We start from the raw sequence: 21,241 nt of genomic DNA, 5'->3' as shown, positions 1-21,241 counted from the left end.
ACTGTAATAAAAAGGCCTCCTGCGCGCGACCATATTGCCTTTATAGCTACTAATTTTATAGCAAGCAAATGACACACTTCCTGGTACCGCCCCCACAACCATGACCCTGCGCCAAACCCTCCACGCCCTGCCCCGCGACGCCCGCGACACGCTGTTCCTGTTGTGTGTGATCGCCTGGGTGATCGCGCCGCAGGTCAACGTGTTGCCCGTCTGGGCGAGCCTGCTGGCGGGCGGCTTGCTGCTGTGGCGCGGCTGGCTGGCCTGGAAGGGGCGGCCCCTGCCCACGCGCTGGGTGCTGGCCATCCCGCTGATCCTGGCCGTGGGCGGCACGCTGTACACCCACCGCACCATCCTGGGCCGCGACGCGGGCGTGACGCTGATCGTGATGCTGCTGGCGCTCAAGATGCTGGAGCTGCGCGCGCGGCGCGATGCGATGGTGGTGTTCTTCCTGGGCTTCTTCACGATGCTCAGCAACTTCTTCTTCTCGCAGTCGCTGTTCACGGCCGCGGCCATGCTGGTCGCGCTGCTCGGGCTGCTGGCGGCCCTGGTCAACGCGCACATGCCGGTGGGGCGGCCGCCGCTCGCGCAAACGCTACGCACGGCAGGCACCATGGCCCTGCTGGGCGCGCCCATCATGGCGGCGCTGTTCATGCTGTTCCCGCGCATGGCGCCGCTGTGGGGCATGCCCAGCGACACCATGGCAGGGCGCAGCGGGCTCTCAGGCGTCATGAAGGTGGGCAACATTGCCGAGCTGGCGCTCGACGACAGCGTGGCCATGCGCGTGCGTTTTGACACCCCCAACGGCGCGCCGCCTCCACAAAGCGATCTGTACTTTCGCGGGCCGGTGTTTGGCGCCTTCGATGGCGTCGAATGGCACCCGCTGGGCGCACGCAGCGGTGACATGCTGCAGTCGAGCCCCAGCACCCTGGCCAACCTTCAGGTGCGCGGCGAGCCCGTGCGCTACGAAGTGACCCTGGAAGCCCACCAGCGCCCCTGGCTGCTGCTGCTGGATGCCGCTGCGACCAAGCCCGCCATCTCGGGCATGGACACGCTCATGACGCAGGACTTGCAGTGGCTCACCAACCGCCCCATCACCGCTGTGGTGCGCTACAAGGCCGAAAGCCACCCCGATTTCAGCCATGGCCCCAGCGCGCCCACCCCCCGCCTGCGCGCCTACACCGAGCTGCCCGCAAGCTTCAACCCCCGCACGCTGGCGCTGGCCCAGCAGATGCGCAATGACCCGCAGATTGCCCCCAACCCCGCCCAGAACAACGCCGAAGCACTGGTCAATGCCGCGCTGGAGCGCCTGCGCAGCGGCGGCTACACCTACACGCTGGAGCCCGGCGTGTACGGCCAGCACACGGCCGACGAGTTCTGGTTTGACCGCAAGGAAGGCTTTTGCGAGCACATCGCCTCCTCTTTTGTGGTGCTGATGCGCGCGCTGGACATCCCGGCCCGCATCGTCACCGGCTACCAGGGCGGCGACCGCAACCCCGTGGACGGCCTCTGGACAGTGCGCCAGAGCGATGCCCATGCCTGGGCAGAGGTCTGGCTGGCCGGGCGCGGCTGGGTGCGGGTGGACCCGACGGGCGCCGTGGCCCCCGGGCGCACCGGCGCCTTCGAACGGCTGCGCGCGCCGCAGGGTGCGCTGGCTGCCGCCATGGGCACGGTGCTCAGCCCCGGCCTGGCCCAGAACCTGCGCGCCATGTGGGAGGCCGTCAACAACAGCTGGAACCAGTGGGTGCTCAACTACACCCAAAGCCGCCAGCTCGACCTGCTCAAGGCCCTGGGCTTTGAAGCCCCCAGCTGGCAGGACCTGACCATGGTGCTGGGTTTCCTGATCATCTTTGCGGCCTTGGCTGGCATGGCCTGGAGCCTGTGGGAGCGCAGCCAGCACGACCCCTGGCTGCGCCTGCTGGCCCGCGCCCGCCAGCGCCTGGCCCGCGCCGGACTGGTGCTGCCGCCCACCCTGCCGCCCCGTGCCATGGCCGAGCGGGTACAGGCACAATTCGGCGCCCCGGCGGCAGCGGTGGCCGACTGGCTGCTGCGCCTGGAGCGCCTGCGCTACGCCCCCCAGCCCGATACCGAATGGAGCCACCTGCGGCGCGAGTTCAATACCTTGCCCTGGCCCCCTGCATCCAAACACTGACCCCGGACATGCTGAAGACCCACCGACCGATTGCCCTCATTGCTATGTTATTGATAGCTACTTGCGCAATACCAGCAGGCGCAAAGCCCGAAAAATCCTCAAAATCCACCAGTGCCAAACAGCCTGCGGTTCTCTACGCCTCGCGCCCCGAGGCCCTGCAGTTTGCCGACGACCTGGCCGTGCGCCGCGACCTGGACCGCGAATGGGTGCGCCAGGCGATTGGCCAGGCGCACTTCCTGCCCCAGGTGCCCAAGCTCATGCTGCCGCCCGCCAAGGGCACGGCCAAGAACTGGCGCGTGTACCGCAGCCGCTTTGTGGAGCCCATCCGCATCCGCGCCGGTGTGCGCTTCTGGCAGCAAAACCAGGCAGCGCTGGAGCGCGCGGAGCGCGAGTTTGGTGTGCCCGCCGAAACCATCGTGGGCATCATCGGCGTGGAGACCATCTATGGCCAGCAGATGGGCAACTTTCGCGTGATGGACGCGCTGGCCACGCTGGCCTTCGACTTCCCTTCGGCCCACCCGCGCGCCAAGGAGCGCACCGAGTTCTTCCGCCGCGAGCTGGAGCAGTTCCTGAGCTTCACCAACCGCAGCAACACCGACCCCTTCGAGCCACGCGGTAGCTACGCCGGAGCCATGGGCCTGGGCCAGTTCATGCCATCGAGCTGGGTGCGCTACGCCATCGACTTCGACGGTGACGGCCGCGTGGACCTGTTCAACAGCCCGGCCGACGCGATTGGCTCGGTGGCCAACTACTTCCGGGGCCACGGCTGGACCCCTGGCATGCCCACGCACTTTGGCGTGCAGTTTGACAACGCGCGCCTGCAGCTCGACGACCTGCTCGCCCCCGACATCCTGCCCACCTTCAGCGCGGCCAGCATGCTGGCCAAGGGCGCTGTGCTGGATGCCCAGGGCGCGCAGCACACGGGCCCGCTGGCGCTGGTGGAACTGCAAAACGGCAACGATGCACCCAGCTACGTGGCGGGCACCGAGAACTTCTACGCCATCACACGCTACAACTGGTCCAGCTACTACGCGATGGCGGTGATCGAGCTGGGGCGCGAGGTGGCGGCGGCACGCAACGGAGCGCAATGAGGCGCTAGCGCCGCAACACCCGCGGCGCCAGTCACCGTGGCGCTCAGGGCCGCTGCATCTGGCAGCTGTGCGGCTGCTGTGCCTTGGCGGCAGGGATCTGCCGCACCACGCGGAAGCCGTAGCCCGAGCCTTCCACGTCGAACTTCACGCCCGGCGCACCCTTCTTGTCCATCACGCCCACCACCAGCGCCTGCTGGAACTGGTGGTCTGCCGCGCGCATGGAGCCGCCCTGGCCGGAGAGCTGCACATTGGCGCTCTCCATTTGCCGCGCAATGGCGACGGTATCGGTGCTGCCCGCACGCTCGATGGACTGGGCCAGCGCCTCGATCATGAGCTGCATGCGCATGTGCACGTAGTCGTCCTGCGGCTTGGGGAAGCGCGTGCGAAACGACTGGTAGAACGCCTCGCTCTGCGCGCCCGGCACATTGGGCAGCCAGTCGGCCACGGCCACCACCTTGCCGATGCCCGCGTCGCCGATGGCGGCGGGCGCGCCGAGTGCATTGCCGTAGAAGGTGTAGAAGCTGCCTTCGTAGCCCACCTCGCGCGCTGCCTTGACCAGCAGGGTCAGGTCGTTGCCCCAGTTGCCCGTGACCACCGCCTGGGCGCCGCTGGTCTTGATCTTCACGGCGTAGGGCGCGAAGTCCTTGATGCGGCCGATGGGGTGCAACTCTTCGCCCACCACGGCCACGTCGGGGCGCTGCGCGGCCAGCTGCTTCTTGGCCTCGCGCAGCACGGCCTGGCCGAAGCTGTAATCCTGACCAATGAGGTACACGCTCTTGAGGCTTTTGTCCTCGCGCATCACGTCCATCAGCGCCGCCATGCGCATGTCGGCATGGGCGTCAAAACGAAAGTGCCAGAAGCTGCATTTCTCGTTGGTGAGGATGGGGTCCACCGCCGAGTAGTTGAGGAACAGCACGCGCTTGTTCGGCTCGCGCTCGTTGTGCTTGTTGATGGCCTCGATCAGCACCGCTGCCGTGGCCGACGAATTGCCCTGCAGGATGACTTGCGCGCCATCGTCAATGGCGGCGCGCAAGGCCGACAGCGCCTCTTCGTTCTGGCCCTTGCTGTCATAGCGCTCCAGGGTCAGGGGGCGGGGGCCGCCGCTGCTGGCGGGCAGTTGCACGCCACCGCGCGCGTTCACGCGCTCCATGGCCCAGTACACATTGCGGTACACCGCCTCGCCGGTGTTGGAGAACGCTCCCGACAGGCTTTCGATGAGCGCCACCTTGACGGGCTTGGCCTGGGCTGCAGCCGCAGCGGGCGCCGGGGCCTGCGCCCAGCTGGCGGACACGGGGGCCATGGCGCCCGCCAACGCCACCGCAGCGGCCCAAACGGTGTGACGTAATGCTGCTGCGCCCGATTTCAAGCCCACGGCTTGCAATTTATTCATGCCACTTTTTCCCTTGAAAAGCGACGCGGGCGTACACAACTCCTTGGCATGCGGCGACCACGTCGAGAGCCGCGCAGTTTATAGGAGTTACCCATGATCTTCGCCCCTGTGATCCGCCGCGCCGCCTACGCCCAGGCCCCCCGCTCCGCCGACCTCGCGCTGCAGCGTTTTCTGATGGGCGCGCTGGCAGAGCCCACCGCAGCCCGCTCTGCTGGCTGCACCGTGACGCAGGACGACAAGGCCACCACGCTGCAGTTGGATGTGCCGGGCCTGGCTCGTGAGCAGCTGCAGATCAGCATTGAAGGCAATGTGGTGCGTCTGCAGAGCGTGGAAGGCGCCCCGCGCCAGGTGCAGCGCGCCTGGGAGCTGGCGGCCGACATTGATGCAGCCAACAGCAGCGCCAAGCTGGAAAACGGCGTGTTGACGCTGACCCTGGCCAAGGTGGAACCCGCCAGCAAGGCCACCACGCTCACCATCCACTAAACACTACTGAATTGATAGCTATAAGTGCCCGCACCGCAGGCGGTACGGGCACTTTTTATTGAAAAATCGGATCGTTGTGCATGCACCCGCTACTCACTCGTGCCGCAGCGCATCGATGGGGTCCATGCGCGCCGCACGCCGCGCCGGGAAGTAGCCAAACACCACACCGATCCCTGCCGAGAACACAAACGACAGCAGGTTCACGCCGGGGTTGAAGAGGTAGGGCACACCCATCAGCCCCGACAGCGCGAGCGAAGCACCCGTGGCCAGCACGATGCCGATGAGCCCGCCCAACGCGGCCAGCACCACGGCCTCGATCAGGAACTGCAGCAGCACCTCGCGCTCCAGCGCGCCAATGGCCAGGCGCAGACCGATCTCGCGCGTGCGTTCGGTCACGCTCACCAGCATGATGTTCATGATGCCGATGCCGCCCACCAGCAGGCTCACGGCCGCCACCGCGCCCAGAAGCGTGGTCAGAACCTTGGTGGTGCCCGAGAGCGTGTCGGCCAGCTGCTTGGTGTCGAGCACGTTGAAGTTGTCATCGTCCGAGTCCGACAGCTTGCGCAGCTCGCGCAGCAGTTGCGTGAGGCTAGCCTTCACACGCTCGGGGTCGCTGCTGTCCTTCATGGACACCAGCAGCGTGTTCACCCGCGTGTTGCCCGTCACGCGGCGCTGCAGCGTGCGCAGCGGCACCAACACGGTGTCGTCCTGGTCATTGCCAAACGCACCCTGCCCTTTGGACGCCAGCACGCCCACCACCTCGCACGAAAACGCCTTCACCCGCAGCTGGCCGCCCACGGCATCGGCCGTGCCAAACAGTTCACGCCGCACGGTCTCGCCGATCAGGCACACGGCGGCACCCGCGCGCAATTCGGCGTCGGTAAAGACGCGGCCCGTGCGCACCGTCCAGTTGCCGGTCTCCAGCCAGGCGTTGGTGCTGCCGATCACGCTGGTCGTCCAGTTGCGCCCACCCACCACCGCCGTGGCGGCGGCGCGCGCCTCGGGCGCCACGGCCAGGATGCCGCCGATCTGCTGCGCGATCATGTCGGCATCGGTGTCCTTGAAGGCCGGGGCGCCGGTGCCACCGCCGGGCCCCATGCGTTGGCCGGGGCGCACCTGCAGCAGGTTGGTGCCCAGGCCCGAGATCTGGTTCTGGATGGCCAGCGTGGCGCCGTTGCCCAGCGTGACCATGGTGATCACCGCGCTCACGCCGATCACGATGCCCAGGATGGTGAGGAAGGAGCGCATGAGATTGCGCCGGATGGAGCGCAGCGCCAGCAGCAGGGTGTTGAGCAACATCAGTGGCCTCCCGCATCCGAACCGGCCACCGCCAGCTGGGCCGATGCCGCATCAGCGTCCAGGCCCTTGGGGTGTGGGTTGGCCGCATCGCGGTCCACCACGCCATCCACAAACCGCACGATGCGCCGCGCGTACTGCGCCATGTCGGGCTCGTGCGTGACCATCAGCACGGTGATGCCGTGGTCGGCGTTCAGGCGCCAGAGCAGTTCCATGATCTCGTAGCTGCGCTGGGTGTCGAGGTTGCCGGTGGGCTCGTCGGCCAGCAGCACATCGGGCTCGGTGACGATGGCGCGCGCAATGGCCACGCGCTGCTGCTGCCCGCCCGACAGCTCGGCGGGCGTGTGGTGTTCCCAGCCCTTGAGGCCGACCGCATCCAGCGCACGCGCGGCCGCCGCATGGCGCGCCGCGGCGGATTCGCCCCGGTACAGCAGGGGCAGCTCCACATTCTCTTGCGCCGAGGTGCGCGCCAGCAGGTTGAAGCCCTGGAACACAAAGCCAAAGTAGCGCCGCCGCAGCCGTGCCCGCTCGTCTCGCGAGAGCGACTCCACATGCACGCCCTTGAACAGGTATTCGCCCGTGGTGGGCCGGTCCAGGCAGCCCAGCGTGTTCATGGCCGTGGACTTGCCCGAGCCGCTGGGGCCCATGATGGCCACAAAGTCGCCCTGTGCAATGTCGAGATGAACGCCCTTGAGCGCCTGAAAGGCCAGCGCCCCTTCGCCATAGACCTTGGTCACGCCGCGCAGGCGGATGAGGGGGGTGTCACCCGCCACGCTCATGGCTTGGCCCCTGCCGCGCGCTGATCGGTGATCACGGCCATGCCGGGCGTGAGGCCCTCGCCCGTGACCTCGGTATGGCGGCCATCGCTGATGCCCACCTGCACGGTGATGGGCTTGGCGGTGCCGTCCTGCAGCACCCACACCTGCCGCGTCTTGCCCGCACCATCGCCTGCCTCGCCCCCCGCCCCCGGTTTGCGTGGGCCCGAGCCAGACCGTGGCATCCGCGGCATGAGCTGCGACATGATGCCGCCACCACTGCCGCTGCCCGATGCGCCGGGCTTGGCGCCGCCTGGCCCAGGCTTCGCATCGGCCCCAGCAGACTGTGCGGGCGTGAAGCGCAGCGCCGTGTTGGGCACCAGCAGCACATCCTTGCGCTCGGTGGACGTAATGGTGGCCGCCGCCGTCATGCCCGGGCGCAGGCTCATGTCGCTGTTGTTCACCTCCAGCCAGGTGATGTAGGTGACCACGTTGTCCGTCTTGGTCGAGCCGAACGACACGCGCGTGACCTGGGCCGGGTAGCGGCGCGAGGGGTAGGCGCTGACCGTGAAGCTCGCGTCCTGACCCACCTTGACCGAGCCCACATCGGCTTCGTCCACGCTCACATCCAGCCGCAGCCGCGTGAGGTCTTCGGCCACGGTGAACAGCGTCACGGCCTGCAGCGATGCGGCCACCGCGTTGCCGGGCTCCACCGTGCGTGTCAGCACCACGCCGTCGATGGGCGAGCGGATGGAGGCCTTGGACAGGTTGGTCTCGTCGGTGGACAGCGCGGCGCGTGCGTCCTCTACCGTGGCGCGGGCGCTGGTTTCGTCGGCGCGGGCGCGGTCCAGCGTGGCGCGGCCTGCGTCCAGCTCGGAGGCCGAGGGCACCTTGCCGCCGGAAAGGCGCGCCACTTCTTCCAGTCGGCCCAGGTTGGCAATGGCCTCCTTGGTGGTGGCCACGGCCTGGGCCAGGCGGGCCTGCGCCGATGCCAGCGAGGCGCGCGAGCGCAGCACCTGCGATTCGAGCTTGGCGGTGTCCAGCTCCACCAGCAGCTGTCCCTTCTTGACCTTGTCGTTCACATCCACCAGTACGTTGCGCACGGTGCCCGACAGCTCGCTGCCAATGGTGACAGAGCGCGTGGGCTGCAGCGTGCCGTTGGCCGACACGGTGAGTGTGAGGTTGCCCCGGCGCAGTTCTTCGGTGACATAGGTGGGTGCGGTGCTGGCGCTCTGGCGCGATTGCCAGGTGTACAAGCCGCCGCCCACCACCACGAGCGCGGCCACCCCCAGCCACATGGTGGTGCGCTGCCACCAGCGGCGGGGCCGGTCAGCGCCCAACAAGGCGCTCAGGTCGGAGGGGGCGTCTTTGGCGGTTGCAGAAGAAGCGGAAGTGTCGGTTTTTGGCATGGGACGTGAATCAGAAAAAGGGGGCTGGCAGGCAATGAGGTGGGCGTGTGGAAGGGCTTGTCAGCTGTTCATTCGGCTACCGCCCAGCCACCGCCCAGCGCCTTGTAGAGGCGCACATGGTCTGCCGCGACAGCAGCGGTGGTGGTGGCCACACTCTCTTGCGTGGACAGCAGCGTGCGCTGCGTCTCCAGCACCGCCTGAAAGTCGATGAGCCCGCTGCTGTAGCGCTGCTGCGCCAGCAGGGCGGCGTTGCGGGCAGCGTCTGCGGCGGCCGTCAGTCGCTCCAACTTTTCGCGGTCGCCACGCAGGGCCACCAGCGCGTTCTCCACATCCTGCAGCGCCGTGAGCACGGTGGCTTCGTAGGCTACGCGGGCCTGCTCCAGCGCGGCAGACTGCACACGCACCTGCGCGCGGGCGGCGCCCCCGTCCAGCAGCGGGATGGACACGCTGCCCAGCAAGGCACTGGTCACGGCACTGCCGCCCGACAACGCACCCAGCGTGAGGGCGCGCAGGCCCAACGAGCCACCGAGGGAGAAGCTGGGGTAGCGCGCCGCATCGGCCTGCGAAACGCGCGCCAGGGCGGCGGCAATGCGCTGCTCGGCCGCACGCACATCGGGGCGTTGGCGCAAGGTCTCGGCCGGGATTGTCAGGGCCAGCTCTGCGGTCGGCTGAGGCATGGGGGCATTGGCGGCCAGGGTAGCGTCGAGCGCGCCGGGCACCTGGCCTGTCAGCACGGCCAGGCTGTAGCGCGACTGAGCCAGGCTGGCTTCCAGGCTGGGAATCTGCGCGGCGGTCTGCTCGGCCGCTGCACGGGCCTGCTCGGTGACGAGCGAGGTGGTGAGCCCGGCCTGCAGGCGCCACTGGGTGATCTGCAAGGTCTCCTGCTGGCTGGCCAGGTTGCTGCGCGCAATGGCCAGGCGCTGCTGCAGCCCGCGCATCTCGATGTAGTTGACGGCCACCTCGGCCGCCAGCGACACCTGCACGTCGGCCAGGCTGGCCTCTGCCGCGCGCGCATCGGCCTCGCTGGCGTTCACACCGCTGCGCACGCGACCAAACACATCGGGTTCCCAGCTCGCATCAAAACCGGCCTGGAAGGTGTTGCCCGTGCTGTTGCTGGCCCGGCTGCGCTGCGCCGAGGCCGACGCGCCCACGCTAGGCAGCAGCCCGGCCGACTGCACATCCACCTGGGCACGTGCTTGCTGCAACGCGGCCTGGGCAGTGCGCACGCTGGTATTGGCGCGCACGGCTTGCTCGACCAGCGTGGTGAGCACAGCATCGTCAAACCGCCGCCACCACTGGGCCAGCGATGTGGCTGCCGCGCCTTGCGCAGTACCGCCGCCCCCTGCGGACCAGGCCGCCGGTACGGCCACCTCGGGCAAGGTACCTTCTGTTGGTGCAAGGCTTGCGCACCCCGTGACGGCCAGCACACACCAGGTCAACGCCGCACGCCTCCAGGGCACAGCGTGCAGGGTGGGCATTGCGCGGGCGGTGGGTGCGCTTTTTGAGGCCAGGGGGAAACAACGCATGGGCAATCGCTACACAAGGGAAAACTCCATTGTGGGCAGCGATTGCGGTCACCAGGTACCCACTGGGTCAAGCCCAGGTAAAGAATTGATGCAAAGCCGGTGCTGGACTGGTGCCTGACGCGGCACGGCATGCCGGGCGGCCCGGCACAGCGAACCGACAGGCTGGCAGGGAAGTCAGTGGGCGTGCAGCAACTCGCCCCGCAGCAGCACGACCGGCGCAACGGCCCGGGCCCGGTACTCGCTGGGGCTGCAGCCCACATGCGCGCGGAACGCCCGGCTGAAATGCGCGCTGTTGCTGAAGCCCCAGGACAGCGCAATGTCGGTGACCGAGCGCTGCGCATGCGCCGGATGGCGCAGGTCGCGCAGGCAGGCCTCCAGGCGGCGGCGCTGGATCATGGCGGCCAGGGTTTCCTCGTCGTCGGCCACCGCGTTGTACAGGTGCCGCTTGCTGCAGTTGAGCGCCTGGGCCATGCGGTCGATGGTGAGGTCGGGGTCGCCCAGGTGGCGGTCGATGTACTGGCTGATGCGGTCGCGCAGCGCCTCGCGCTGCGACAACAGGCTTTGCTGGCCATTGCGCTCCAGCAGCGACAGCTGCACTAGGTGCGTGATCACATCGGCCACGCCATCGGCGGCCGCGTCAGACATGGTGGGCAGCTCGGCAAACGCAGCGCGCATGGTGTCCCACGCGAGGCGCGACACGCCCGTGGTGCCCGAAAAGCGCTGCACCATCAGGTCGTCCAGCTTGAGCTTGCGCTCGGGCAGTTGCTCCTTGGGGATCATCAGCACCATCTGCCGCACGGCCTCGGGGTTGCTCACGGCGTAGGCGCGTGTGGTGTCGTACACACTCCACTCACCCGGCGACAACCATACCTGGCGGCCGTTCTGCTCAAAGCACGCGCGCCCTTCGAGCTGGGCCACCACCTTGATGTAGGCCCGGTCGCTGCCCCGGATGAGGCTGGGGGTGCGCACCACGCGGTGGCGGCTCACGTCCAGCTGGCACAGGTTCACATAGCCTGCCTGGCCCGAGGTGATATGGCCCGCAAAGGCATCGTCACCAAACGCATCAGACTCCAGCCCGCCAATGAGGCGCCACACGGCATCGCCCCACAGGTGCAGGCGGTCGCGCGCGGGCACGGCGTCGGTGGATACCTCGGTCAATGATTGGGCCATGGTGTCTCCAGGCGGTTGGGCGCAAACCGGAACGTTATGCCCTTGAATTATCCGGCGCCCCGTTACCCCGTGCCACCGAGGGAAATCCGGGTAAACCCGCTGCCGCCTGCACGCTGAGGCAAGCGTTTTGTGCACGCTGAGCGCAGCGCGCACGAACGCGTCTGCCTACGATTCCCGGCACGGCGTGCACCACGCAGGCCCCATCCGAGGAGACACACAATGACAGCACACCAACCCTCCAAGCGCCAGTGGATCAAAGGCGCCGCCGCCACGGTCGGCACCCTGGCCGTGGCCCCCCAGCTGTGGGCCCAGGGCAGCAGCGCGGCACCCGTGCGCATCGGTTATGCCATTGCCCGCACGGGCCCCTGGGCGGCCGGCGCGCAGGTGAGCCAGGAGCCCAACTACCTGCTGTGGGCCGAGCAGGTGAACGCGGCGGGCGGCCTGAGCGTGAAGGGCACCAAGCGCCCCATCGAACTCATCGGCTACGACGACCGCAGCGAGACCGAAACCTGCGTGCGCACCTACGAAAAGCTGATGGGCAGTGACAAGGTGGACCTGATCCTGCCGCCCTGGGGTTCGGGTGCCAACTTCGCCATCGCGCCGCTGGCCAACCGCTTTGGCTACCCGCTGCTGGCGCCCACGGCGCTGTCGCGCAAGCTGATCGACATGAACCTGCCTTACTTCTTCTCGCTGCTGCAGCAGCCCGACAAGATGATGGGCGCGCTGGTGGACATGCTGGTGGCCAACAACGTCAAGACCATTGCCATCGTCTACATGGACGACCTGTTTGGCCTGGAGAACTTCGCCGCGCTGAACAATGCGCTCAAGAAGACCAGCATCCAGGTGGTGGAGCGCAAGAGCTACCCGCTGGGCGTGAAGGACCTGGCCCCCGTGCTGCGCGGCATCAAAGACCTGAACCCCGACGCCTTCATCGGCATCACCTACCCGCCCGACACCATCCTGGCCAGCCGCCAGGCGCGCGAGGTGGGCCTGAACCCCAAGTTCTTCTACGCCTCGGTGGGCACGGCCTTCCAGCTCTACAAGAACGTGATGGCCGCCAACACCGAGGGCGTGATCGGCATGGGCTCGTGGAGCGTGAAGACCAGTCCCGAGGCCAAGGCCTACTTCGATGCCCACGTGAAGAAGTTCAACAAGGAGCCCGACCGCTGGGCCAGCGGCCACGCCTGGGCGGGCCTGCAGATCCTGCAGCAGGCGGTGGAAAAGGCGGGCCTGGACCGCAAGGCGCTGCGCGAGCACATCGCCAAGAACGAGTTCCAGACCATCCTGGGCGGCATCCGCTTTGCGGGCAGCGAGAACGCCTCCATCCCCGGCACCGTGAGCCAGTGGCAGGGCAGCGACTTTGAAGTCGTCTGGCCCAAGGACCGCGCCACCGCACAGTTGAACACTAACAAACCTGCGTGGAAGTAACACTGTGTCTTTGACTTCCTGGGCCGAACTGGTCGCCAGTGGCCTCATTACCGGCGGCATCTACGCGCTGGTGGCCATGGGCCTGAATCTGCAGTACGGGCTGATGCGCATCATGAACATCTCGCATGGCGAGTTTCTGATGCTCGGCGCCTTCCTGACCTGGTGGGCGCACACGGCCACAGGCATCTCGCCGCTGCTGCTCATGCCGCTGGCTTTCATCGCATTGTTTGTGCTGGGGGTGGTGGTGCACGCGCTGTGCTTCAAGCGCCTGGCGGCGCGCGCGCCCAACGTGGACGTGTTCGAGGCCCGCAGCCTGATGGTGGGCTTTGGCCTCATGTTCCTGGTGCAGAACACCGCCCTGCTGATCTGGGGCGGCGATCTGCGCGGGTACGAGTACCTGGCCGACCCGGTGCAGATCGCGGGTATGCGCTTCACCGAGAACAAGCTGGTGCTGTTCGGCGTTGCGCTGGCGTTGTCGGCGGGGCTGATCGCGCTGCTCAAGCTCACGCTGCTGGGCAAGGCCGTGCGGGCGCTGATGCAGTCGCCCACGGGCGCGCAGCTGGTGGGCATCAACACGCGGCGGCTGCACCCGATGATGTTCGGCATTGGCCTGGGCCTCTCGGGCGTGGCGGGGGCGTTGCTGTCGATGACGTATGAGATTTCGCCGTCGATGGGCGAGCCCTACACCGTCACCGCGCTGATCGTCATCACGCTGGGCGGCTTCGGCAGCCTGGCGGGCAGTCTGGCCGGTGGCTTGCTGCTCGGCGTGGTCGAGGCGCTGGGCATGCACTTCAGCAGCCCGTCTCTCAAGATGCTGCTGAGCTATGCAGTGTTCATCGGCGTGCTGATCTGGCGCCCCAACGGTTTGTTTAGCAAGAAATGAAACTCCTCCCTTCCAACAAGCCCTGGCTTGCGCTCGCAGTGGGCGTGGCCGTGGTCGGCACCCTGCCCTGGCTGGTGTCCGAGTTCGCGGCCTCAGTGCTGCTCAGCTGCCTGATGTACATCGCGCTGGCCACCAGCTGGTCGTTGTTCTGCGGTGCCACGCGCTACCTCTCGCTGGCTACCTCGGCCTTCTTTGGTATCGGCGCCTACACCAGCGCCACCCTGCTGGCAGTGTTGCCCTGGCCCCTGGCCATCCTGGCCGGCGCTCTGATCGCCACCGTGGTGGCCGTGGTGATGGGTGCGGCCGTGCTGCACCTGCGCGGCACCTACTTTGCGGTGCTCACTTTCGGCATGACCGAGCTGATCCGCCACGCGGTGACTTTTGTGGAAAAGCAGGTGTCCGGCACCGTGGGCCGCGTGCTCACGGTGGTGCCCAGCAACGAGACGGTGTACCTGACGGTGCTGGTGATTGCGGCAGGTGCCATCGCCACCGCCATTGCCATCCAGCGTAGCCGGTTTGGCCTCGCACTGGCAGGGATCGGCGCCGACGAGCAGCGCGCCCAGACGCTGGGCGTGGACACGCGCCTGGCCAAGATCGCGGGCTTTGGCATCACCGCCGCCTTTGCGGGCGCCGTGGGCGCGGCCATGGCCGTGCGCTGGACGTACATCGAGCCCGCAGCGGTTTTCAGCCCCTTCATCGGCTTCCAGACTGTGCTGATCGCGCTGATCGGCGGCGCAACCAGCCTGGGCGGCCCCATCCTGGCGGCCATCGTGTTCAGCCTGCTGGCCGAAACGCTGCGCCTGCAGCTGCCCTACGGCTACATGATGGTGCTGGGCCTGCTGCTGATTTTGTGCGTGATGTACCTGCCCAATGGCCTGGCCACCCTGTGGCAACGGCGCAAACCTGCGGTGGAGGCACACCATGGCTGAAGCCCTGTTGACCATCGACGCCGTGACCGTGCGCTTTGGCGGCCTGACTGCCGTGGACGGCGTGAGCGCCACGCTGCACACGGGTGAGCTCATCGGCATCATCGGCCCCAACGGTGCGGGCAAGACCACATTCTTCAACGCCATCTCGGGCGTGCAGCCGCCCACATCGGGCACGTTGCACAGCGGCACCGACAACCTCACCGGCAAGGGCCCGCACCACTACGCCGCCCACGGCATTGCGCGCACCTTCCAGACGCCGCGCGTGTTCCCCGACATGACGGTGCGCGACAACGTGCGCTTTGGCATGCAGTTCGCAGGCCGCCACCGCCAGGGGCCCGAGGGCCTGCGCAGCGAAGGCGAGATCCTGGCCATGCTGGGCCTGGCCCATCTGGCCGACCGCCCGGCTGCGGACGTGACGCCTTCGCAGCAGCGCCTGCTGGAGATTGGCATGGCCCTGGGCACACGCCCGCGCCTGCTGCTGCTCGACGAGGTGGCTGCGGGCCTGACAGAGGCCGAGGTGGACGCCATGGCCCAGCGCATCCGCCGCCTGCGCGACGACTGGGGTCTGACGGTGGTGTGGATCGAGCACGCGGTGACCACGCTGCTCAAGTACGTAGAGCGCGTGCTGGTGCTGCACCAGGGCAGCAAGATTGCCGACGGCACGCCCGCCGAGGTGGTGCGCGACCCGCAGGTGATCGAGGCCTATCTGGGTGACGAAATGGCCAGTGGCAAAGAACAAGGAGCCACGGCATGAGCGGCGCACACCTCACCGTGCAGAACCTGACCACGGGCTACCACGGCTTTCAGGTGCTGCAGGGCCTGTCGCTGCAGGCAGCACCCGGCATCACCGTGATCGTCGGCCCCAACGGTGCGGGCAAGACCACGCTGCTCAAGGCCCTGGCCGGGCTTTTACCGCGCACGGGCACCGTCGCGCTGGACGGCAACGACCTGCCCGCCATGAACGCTACGGCCTGCGTGCAGCGCGGCCTGGCCCTGGTGGCCGAGGGCCGCCAGCTGTTCCCGCAGATGACGGTGACCGAGAACCTGGAGCTGGGCGGCTGGCTGGTGCCATCACGCACCCGCGCCGACCGGCTGGCCCAGGCCTTCGAAGACTTCCCGCGCCTCAAGGAACGGGCCACGCAGCTCGCCGGCACCATGAGCGGCGGCGAGCAGCAGATGGTGGCCGTGGCCCGCGCCATGATGAGCGGCCCGCGCCTGCTGATGCTGGACGAACCCTCGCTGGGCCTGGCTCCGCGCATGGTCGATGAGCTGCTGGCCATCGTGCAGCGCATTGCGGCACAGGGCGTGACGGTGCTGATGGTCGAACAGAACGTGCGCAAGGCGCTGCAGATCGCGCAGCGCGGCTATGTACTGGAGCGCGGGCGCATCGTGGCGTCTGGCGCGGCCGCTGACCTGCTGCAGTCCGATGTAGTGCGACAGGCCTACCTCGGCGTCGCCTGAAGTCTATGAAGCACCCCCTGAGTCGCTTCGCGCCTTCCCCCTCTCCTTCGGGAGGGGAACGCCTCCAGCGCGGCGGGGCGGCCCTTGCGCGGGGGCACTGGCCTCGGCACCGCCGGTTTCGCGGACCATAGGTCATTGCGAAAACCGTGCGGCGCTATCGCATCCCATCATTTCGATTGCTTTTATTTTCTTTTTTGCCCTCCAGGAGATTGATTCCATGACTGCCATTTCCATGCTGATCAACGGCGAGCGCGTGCAGGCCACTGGCGGTGCCACGTTTGAGCGCCGCAACCCGCTCGACGGATCGGTCGCCACCACGGCCCCCGCTGCCAGCGTGGCCGATGCCAAGGCCGCCGCCGACGCAGCCGCCAAGGCCTTCCCGGCCTGGTCCGCCCTGGGCCCCAACGCGCGCCGCGCGCTGCTGCTCAAGGCCGCACACGCGCTGGAGGCCCGCACGGCCGACTTTGCCGTGGCCATGGCGGCCGAGACCGGCGCCTCGGGCATGTGGGCCGGTTTCAACGTGCACCTGGCTGCCGGCCTGCTGCAAGAAGCCGCCGCCCTGACCACGCAGATTGCAGGCGAAGTGATTCCGTCCGACGTGCCCGGCAGCCTGGCCATGGGTGTTCGCCAGGCGGCGGGTGTGGTGCTGGGCATAGCACCGTGGAACGCACCCGTCATCCTGGGCGTGCGCGCCATTGCCACGCCGCTGGCCTGCGGCAACACGGTGATCCTCAAAGGGTCGGAGCTGTGCCCCGCCACGCATGGCCTCATCATCGAAGCGCTGCAGGAGGCCGGTTTGCCTGCCGGTGTGGTGAACTTTGTGACCAACGCACCGGCGGATGCAGGCGCCGTGGTCGAGGCCATCGTGGCCCACCCGGCGGTGCGCCGCATCAACTTCACCGGCTCCACCAAGGTGGGCCGCATCATTGCGCAGACCTGCGCCAAGTACCTCAAGCCCGTGGTGCTGGAGCTGGGCGGCAAGGCCCCGCTGCTGGTGCTGGACGACGCAGACATCGACGCCGCCGTGGCGGGCACCGTGTTTGGCGCGTTCGCCAACTCGGGCCAGATCTGCATGTCCACCGAACGCATCATCGTGGACAACGCGGTGGCCGACCAGTTTGTGGCCAAGCTGGGCGAGCGCGCCAAGGCCCTGCCGCTGGGCGACCCGCGCAAGGGCCCGGTGGTGCTGGGCTCGGTGGTGGACATGACCACGGTGCAGCGCTGCAACGCCCTCATCGACGACGCACTGGCCAAGGGCGCCAAGCTGGTGTGTGGCGGCAAGAGCGACAGCACGCTGATGCAGGCCACCGTGCTCGACCATGTGACGGCCGAGATGGACATCTACCGCGAAGAGTCGTTCGGCCCCGTCAAGCCCGTGGTGCGCGTGAACGGTGTCGAGGAAGCCGTTGCCTGCGCCAACGACAACGAGTTCGGCCTGTCGTCCGCTGTGTTCAGCCGCGACGTGGCCAGGGCCTGGAACGTGGCGGCGCGCATCGAGTCGGGCATCTGCCACGTGAATGGCCCCACGGTGCACGACGAAGGCCAGATGCCGTTTGGCGGCGTGAAGAGCTCGGGCTACGGCCGTTTTGGCGGCATGGCCGGGGTGCGCGAATTCACCGAACTGCGCTGGGTGACGGTGCAGACCACACCCCGCCACTACCCCTTTTGAATATCAAAAAATATAGCTACTACCGCTTGCTGGACGGGCGGTAGCGGCCTTTTTTTATTCAAAAATCAAACCGTGATCGCATCCAGCGGCCAGCGCGGTTTCACGTCAAACGCATAGTCGCTGTTGGCCTGCTGCTGCCCCGCCTGCAACCGCATGGCCGCCGCCATGGCGATCATGGCGCCGTTGTCGGTGCACAGGTGCAGCTCGGGGTAATGCACACGCACCTTGGCAGCGGCGCAGGCGGCGTTGAGCTGGGCGCGCAGGTGCCGGTTGGCTCCTACGCCCCCGGCCACGACCACACGCTTCAGGCCGGTCTGCTTGAGCGCGGCCAGTGTCTTTTTGACCAGCACCTCGACAATCGCGGCCTCGGTACTGGCGGCCAGGTCGGCCTTGCGCACTTCCAGTTCTTCGCCCAGCTTCTTGGCCTGCGTGAGCACGGCCGTCTTGAGCCCGGCAAACGAAAAATCCAGATCACCGCTGTGCAGCAAAGGCCGTGGCAGCTTGAAGGCCGTGGCATCGCCCTGCTCAGCCAAGCGCGACAGCGCAGGGCCACCAGGATAGCCCAGGCCCATGAGCTTGGCGGACTTGTCGAACGCCTCGCCCGCCGCATCATCGATCGTCTCGCCCAGGATCTCATAGCGGCCCACCCCATCCACACGCATCAGCTGGGTGTGGCCGCCCGAGACGAGCAGGGCCACAAAGGGGAACTCGGGCGGATCGGCGCTCAGGAAGGGTGACAGCAAATGCCCCTCCAGGTGGTGCACGCCCAGCACCGGCTTGTTCAGCGCAGCACCCAGCGCGCAAGCCACGCCCGCCCCCACCAGCAGCGCACCCGCCAGGCCCGGCCCGCGCGTGTAGGCCACCACGTCCACGTCCGCCAGCGTCTGGCCGGACTCAGCCAAAACCTGCGTGGCCAGCGGCAGCACCCGGCGGATATGGTCGCGGCTGGCCAGCTCGGGCACCACGCCGCCATAGGCCTGGTGCATCTCGATCTGGCTGTGCAGGGCATGGGACAACAAGGTGGGGATGGCGGCATCGCCCGTAGAACGGACCAATGCCACGCCCGTTTCGTCGCAGGAAGATTCGATACCGAGGATCAGCAAACTCATGCCCCGAGTGTAAAACCCAGCCCCCTGCCAAGCCGGATGGAAAAACCCCTGCGGGCAGTTACCAGCAGGGGTTGCGCGGATGAAGGGGGCCAGACGACCCGGCGGCTTGCCTACCAGCGGTCCGACCGCATGCGCAGCTCCCAGCTGCCCGCCCGCAGTTCATACACGCCCACAGCGCCGTAGCGCTGCTCGCCCTTGTCGTCCCAGGTCATGGTGCCGATCACGGGCGCGTAGCCGTTGATGCTGTGCATGGCCTTGGTGATGTCCTTGGGGGCGGCCGACTTGGCCTTCTGGATAGCAGCCGAGAGGACGTAGGTGCTGTCGTAGCTGTAGTGGCCGCCGTAGGCCGGGGGCTTCTTGTAGGCGGCGATGTATTTCTCCAGGAAGGGCTTGCCGGTGGCGAACTCCTTGGCCTCCAGCACGGGCGAGGTGGCGTAGATGCCCTGTACGATGCCCGCGCCCTTGGTCATGTCGGTGGTCTTGATGGTGTCGCCACCGAGCAGGCTGACCTTGGTGTGGTCCACCTTGCGCAGGGCTTCGAGCAGGGCCAGGGCCTGAAAGTCGTTCAGCGTGGAGACAATCACCTCCACCTTGGCGGCCTTGAGTTCGCCGGCCAGCTCGTCAAACGCCACGGTCTTGTCATCGAACGACTTGCGCACCACCACTTCTTTCTTCTCGGCCTTGAGCTGCTCGGCAGCGCCGTCGGCCAGGCCCTTGCCGTAGGGGGTGCCGTCGTCCAGCGCCGCATAACGTGCAGCGCCCAGCTGCGTGGCGGCAAACGAGCCGATGGCGCGGGCCTGCAGGGTGTCGTTGGCCACCATGCGGAAAGTGGTGGGGAACCCGAGCTGTGTGAACTTGGGGTTGGTGGAGATGGCGATCTGCGCGATGTCCTTGGCCGCGTAGATGGGCGCGGTCTCGATGCTCACGCCCGAGTTCAGGTGCCCGATCACGGCCACCACGCCTGCATCCACCAGTTGCTGGGCCACGGCCTTGCCGGTGGCGGCGTCGGCCTTGTCATCCACCGACACCACCTCCAGCGTCACGCGCTTGCCATCCACCGTGTAGCCGGACTTGTTGAGTTCGTCCACCGCCAGGGTCACGCCGTTGAGCAGGTCCTGCCCCAGGGCGCCCAGCGGGCCAGAGAGGGGCTGCGCCACACCAATTTTGATGGTGTCCGGCACCTTGCCGCATCCGGTCAGGAGTGCGGCAGTCGCCACTGCGGTCAGGGCCAGGCTGGCCGAGAAGCGGCGCCGGTTGAAGTGCTTGTTCATGCAAAAAACTCCATATCTGAATGTCGAAGTGACCGGATGTATATGCGAGGCCACCCGGAGGCGCTATCGGGTATGCCCTCCCGCAGCGTCCTTTATTAGCAACTTTCAGGCCCCGCAAGGGTGTGCCGCCGCTGTTCGGGGGCTGCTCACAGCCCCCCCGCCCTGCCCAAGCCGCCCCATGCACCGCTTCGGCGCACCAAATTGCGGCGTGAAAATTGCTTATGCTCGGGTCTATGAATGAGGCCTTGCGCATCGTGGTGGTCGCCCCGGATCTGGCGATTGCCGACCCACACGACGAACACGCCGTCCTGCAGGCGGAGCGGTCGCGTGCGCTGCGCATCGGGTTGCTGGAGAACAACTTCAACCTGGTGGCCACGCTGCCCGCCGATGTGTTTCTGAGCGAGCGCATCGCCCAGCTGCAGCCCGACCTGATCATCGTGGACGCCGAAAGCGAGGCGCGCGACGCACTCGAACATGTGGTGATGGCCACGCGCGACGAGCGCCGCCCCATCGTGATGTTCACCAACGACGAGGACACCTCGCACGTGAAGGACGCGGTGGCGGCGGGTGTGTCGGCCTACATCGTGGCGGGCCTGGCGCCGCAGCGCATCCGCCCCATTCTGGACGTGGCCATGGCGCGCTTCCAGCACGAGCAGGCCCTGCGCGCCGAGCTGGCCGACGCCAAGACCGAACTCAAAGACCGCAAGACCATCGACCGCGCCAAGGGCCTGCTGATGCAGCGCCAGGGCCTGACCGAACAGGCTGCCTACGAGAAGCTGCGCAAGACGGCGATGGACAAAGGCCTCAAGCTGGCAGATGTGGCGCAGCGCATGCTCGATGTGATGGATCTGCTGGGATAAATAAGTGACTTCCCCCTGAGCGGCTGCGCCGCTTCCCCCTTCTCTCGAATGTCTACGCCATTCGGGAAGGGGGACGCAGCCCTCGCTGCGGGGCGGCCCTTGCTCGGCTGCCCTGGCCTCGGCCGCGCCCAGATCCACCAGCTTCTCCCAGATGGTGCGCCGCACAAATGCAGTGCAGCCCGGCCCACATGCACCAGCCTTGGCCATTTCAAGCAAAAAAGGCCGTTTCCGCCTGCCCATCTTGCCCAAGCAGCTATCAAAAGCATAGTGATGGCAGCGCCAGACTGGCGCAACACAGGCTGGCACGCTGCTTGCATTAACCCTGGCAAGACCAAAGAAGGTCCCACCCTGACAGCACCGGC

The 21,241-nt window shown here is 67.4% G+C and carries 18 protein-coding genes; 10 read left to right on the top strand and 8 right to left on the bottom strand.

Going from position 1 to position 21,241, the window contains the following annotated elements:
* The first annotated feature begins 100 nt into the window (after positions 1-100).
* The gene (locus tag AC07Z7_RS08090; RefSeq protein ID WP_494765944.1) at positions 101-2,149 is read left to right on the top strand and encodes a transglutaminase TgpA family protein; all 2,049 of its coding nucleotides are present in this window, start codon (positions 101-103) and stop codon (positions 2,147-2,149) included.
* 8 nt (positions 2,150-2,157) lie between these two features.
* Positions 2,158-3,240, top strand: a complete 1,083-nt coding sequence (gene mltB / locus AC07Z7_RS08085; RefSeq protein WP_494765943.1) for a lytic murein transglycosylase B — start codon at positions 2,158-2,160, stop codon at positions 3,238-3,240.
* A 43-nt stretch (positions 3,241-3,283) separates the two neighbouring features.
* On the opposite strand, the gene AC07Z7_RS08080 is transcribed toward mltB, so the two are convergent.
* Complete coding sequence (locus AC07Z7_RS08080; protein ID WP_494765942.1) at positions 3,284-4,630, bottom strand: branched-chain amino acid ABC transporter substrate-binding protein; 1,347 nt, start codon at positions 4,628-4,630, stop codon at positions 3,284-3,286.
* Positions 4,631-4,723: 93 nt separating this feature from the next.
* On the opposite strand from AC07Z7_RS08080, the gene AC07Z7_RS08075 reads away from it, so the two are divergent.
* A complete protein-coding gene (locus AC07Z7_RS08075) occupies positions 4,724-5,113 on the top strand; it encodes an Hsp20/alpha crystallin family protein (RefSeq protein ID WP_094287111.1) in 390 nt (129 codons plus the stop codon).
* 93 nt (positions 5,114-5,206) lie between these two features.
* Here the strand turns inward: AC07Z7_RS08075 and AC07Z7_RS08070 are convergent, their stop codons facing one another.
* The 5 genes from AC07Z7_RS08070 to AC07Z7_RS08050 all read right to left on the bottom strand — a co-directional run bounded on the left by AC07Z7_RS08070 (position 5,207) and on the right by AC07Z7_RS08050 (position 11,269).
* A complete protein-coding gene (locus AC07Z7_RS08070; protein WP_494765941.1) occupies positions 5,207-6,412 on the bottom strand; it encodes an ABC transporter permease in 1,206 nt (401 codons plus the stop codon).
* A complete protein-coding gene (locus tag AC07Z7_RS08065) occupies positions 6,412-7,188 on the bottom strand; it encodes an ABC transporter ATP-binding protein (RefSeq protein ID WP_494765940.1) in 777 nt (258 codons plus the stop codon). The genes AC07Z7_RS08070 and AC07Z7_RS08065 overlap by 1 nt, the downstream gene beginning before the upstream one ends.
* A complete protein-coding gene (locus AC07Z7_RS08060) occupies positions 7,185-8,573 on the bottom strand; it encodes an efflux RND transporter periplasmic adaptor subunit (protein WP_494765939.1) in 1,389 nt (462 codons plus the stop codon). The genes AC07Z7_RS08065 and AC07Z7_RS08060 overlap by 4 nt, the downstream gene beginning before the upstream one ends.
* Before the next feature lie 68 nt (positions 8,574-8,641).
* Complete coding sequence (locus tag AC07Z7_RS08055) at positions 8,642-10,051, bottom strand: efflux transporter outer membrane subunit (protein ID WP_494765938.1); 1,410 nt, start codon at positions 10,049-10,051, stop codon at positions 8,642-8,644.
* Positions 10,052-10,273: 222 nt separating this feature from the next.
* A complete protein-coding gene (locus AC07Z7_RS08050) occupies positions 10,274-11,269 on the bottom strand; it encodes an AraC-like ligand-binding domain-containing protein (RefSeq protein WP_494765937.1) in 996 nt (331 codons plus the stop codon).
* A gap of 219 nt (positions 11,270-11,488) precedes the next feature.
* Between AC07Z7_RS08050 and AC07Z7_RS08045 the strand changes: the two genes are divergently transcribed.
* The 6 genes from AC07Z7_RS08045 (at position 11,489) to AC07Z7_RS08020 (ending at position 17,639) form a co-directional block, all read left to right on the top strand.
* A complete protein-coding gene (locus tag AC07Z7_RS08045) occupies positions 11,489-12,697 on the top strand; it encodes an amino acid ABC transporter substrate-binding protein (protein ID WP_494765936.1) in 1,209 nt (402 codons plus the stop codon).
* Between the two features lie 4 nt (positions 12,698-12,701).
* Positions 12,702-13,580, top strand: a complete 879-nt coding sequence (locus AC07Z7_RS08040) for a branched-chain amino acid ABC transporter permease (protein WP_094287097.1) — start codon at positions 12,702-12,704, stop codon at positions 13,578-13,580.
* Complete coding sequence (locus AC07Z7_RS08035; protein WP_494765935.1) at positions 13,577-14,509, top strand: branched-chain amino acid ABC transporter permease; 933 nt, start codon at positions 13,577-13,579, stop codon at positions 14,507-14,509. The genes AC07Z7_RS08040 and AC07Z7_RS08035 overlap by 4 nt, the downstream gene beginning before the upstream one ends.
* Positions 14,502-15,263 carry an ABC transporter ATP-binding protein gene (locus AC07Z7_RS08030; protein WP_494765934.1) on the top strand — a complete coding sequence of 254 codons (762 nt, stop codon included), beginning with the start codon at positions 14,502-14,504 and terminating at the stop codon, positions 15,261-15,263. Before AC07Z7_RS08035 ends, AC07Z7_RS08030 begins: the two co-directional genes overlap by 8 nt.
* Positions 15,260-15,970: an ABC transporter ATP-binding protein gene (locus tag AC07Z7_RS08025; RefSeq protein WP_494765933.1), complete on the top strand. Its 711-nt coding sequence runs from the start codon at positions 15,260-15,262 to the stop codon at positions 15,968-15,970. Before AC07Z7_RS08030 ends, AC07Z7_RS08025 begins: the two co-directional genes overlap by 4 nt.
* 217 nt (positions 15,971-16,187) lie before the next feature.
* Positions 16,188-17,639 carry an aldehyde dehydrogenase gene (locus AC07Z7_RS08020; protein WP_494765932.1) on the top strand — a complete coding sequence of 484 codons (1,452 nt, stop codon included), beginning with the start codon at positions 16,188-16,190 and terminating at the stop codon, positions 17,637-17,639.
* A 65-nt stretch (positions 17,640-17,704) separates the two neighbouring features.
* Here the strand turns inward: AC07Z7_RS08020 and tsaD are convergent, their stop codons facing one another.
* On the bottom strand, positions 17,705-18,748 hold the full coding sequence (tsaD, locus tag AC07Z7_RS08015; RefSeq protein ID WP_494765931.1) for a tRNA (adenosine(37)-N6)-threonylcarbamoyltransferase complex transferase subunit TsaD: 1,044 nt from the start codon (positions 18,746-18,748) through the stop codon (positions 17,705-17,707).
* Between the two features lie 110 nt (positions 18,749-18,858).
* Positions 18,859-20,019: a branched-chain amino acid ABC transporter substrate-binding protein gene (locus AC07Z7_RS08010; RefSeq protein ID WP_094287039.1), complete on the bottom strand. Its 1,161-nt coding sequence runs from the start codon at positions 20,017-20,019 to the stop codon at positions 18,859-18,861.
* Positions 20,020-20,252: 233 nt separating this feature from the next.
* On the opposite strand from AC07Z7_RS08010, the gene AC07Z7_RS08005 reads away from it, so the two are divergent.
* A complete protein-coding gene (locus AC07Z7_RS08005) occupies positions 20,253-20,879 on the top strand; it encodes an ANTAR domain-containing response regulator (protein WP_094287037.1) in 627 nt (208 codons plus the stop codon).
* Positions 20,880-21,241: the final 362 nt, after the last annotated feature.

This window comes from Acidovorax sp. GW101-11A03, assembly GCF_059424825.1.
Note: the sequence above shows the minus strand (reverse complement) of the source record. Positions and strands in the feature narration are given on the sequence as shown.

Bases quoted from the DNA above. Each gene is read 5' to 3' on its own strand.
- AC07Z7_RS08020 (WP_494765932.1), top strand. From the start codon at position 16,188: ATGACTGCCATTTCCATGCTGATCAACGGCGAGCGCGTGCAGGCCACT.
- AC07Z7_RS08060 (WP_494765939.1), bottom strand. From the start codon at position 8,573: ATGCCAAAAACCGACACTTCCGCTTCTTCTGCAACCGCCAAAGACGCC.
- AC07Z7_RS08055 (WP_494765938.1), bottom strand. From the start codon at position 10,051: ATGCCCACCCTGCACGCTGTGCCCTGGAGGCGTGCGGCGTTGACCTGG.
- AC07Z7_RS08030 (WP_494765934.1), top strand. From the start codon at position 14,502: ATGGCTGAAGCCCTGTTGACCATCGACGCCGTGACCGTGCGCTTTGGC.
- AC07Z7_RS08080 (WP_494765942.1), bottom strand. From the start codon at position 4,630: ATGAATAAATTGCAAGCCGTGGGCTTGAAATCGGGCGCAGCAGCATTA.
- AC07Z7_RS08035 (WP_494765935.1), top strand. From the start codon at position 13,577: ATGAAACTCCTCCCTTCCAACAAGCCCTGGCTTGCGCTCGCAGTGGGC.
- mltB (WP_494765943.1), top strand. From the start codon at position 2,158: ATGCTGAAGACCCACCGACCGATTGCCCTCATTGCTATGTTATTGATA.
- AC07Z7_RS08070 (WP_494765941.1), bottom strand. From the start codon at position 6,412: ATGTTGCTCAACACCCTGCTGCTGGCGCTGCGCTCCATCCGGCGCAAT.
- tsaD (WP_494765931.1), bottom strand. From the start codon at position 18,748: ATGAGTTTGCTGATCCTCGGTATCGAATCTTCCTGCGACGAAACGGGC.
- AC07Z7_RS08075 (WP_094287111.1), top strand. From the start codon at position 4,724: ATGATCTTCGCCCCTGTGATCCGCCGCGCCGCCTACGCCCAGGCCCCC.
- AC07Z7_RS08025 (WP_494765933.1), top strand. From the start codon at position 15,260: ATGAGCGGCGCACACCTCACCGTGCAGAACCTGACCACGGGCTACCAC.
- AC07Z7_RS08065 (WP_494765940.1), bottom strand. From the start codon at position 7,188: ATGAGCGTGGCGGGTGACACCCCCCTCATCCGCCTGCGCGGCGTGACC.
- AC07Z7_RS08050 (WP_494765937.1), bottom strand. From the start codon at position 11,269: ATGGCCCAATCATTGACCGAGGTATCCACCGACGCCGTGCCCGCGCGC.
- AC07Z7_RS08045 (WP_494765936.1), top strand. From the start codon at position 11,489: ATGACAGCACACCAACCCTCCAAGCGCCAGTGGATCAAAGGCGCCGCC.
- AC07Z7_RS08090 (WP_494765944.1), top strand. From the start codon at position 101: ATGACCCTGCGCCAAACCCTCCACGCCCTGCCCCGCGACGCCCGCGAC.
- AC07Z7_RS08010 (WP_094287039.1), bottom strand. From the start codon at position 20,019: ATGAACAAGCACTTCAACCGGCGCCGCTTCTCGGCCAGCCTGGCCCTG.
- AC07Z7_RS08005 (WP_094287037.1), top strand. From the start codon at position 20,253: ATGAATGAGGCCTTGCGCATCGTGGTGGTCGCCCCGGATCTGGCGATT.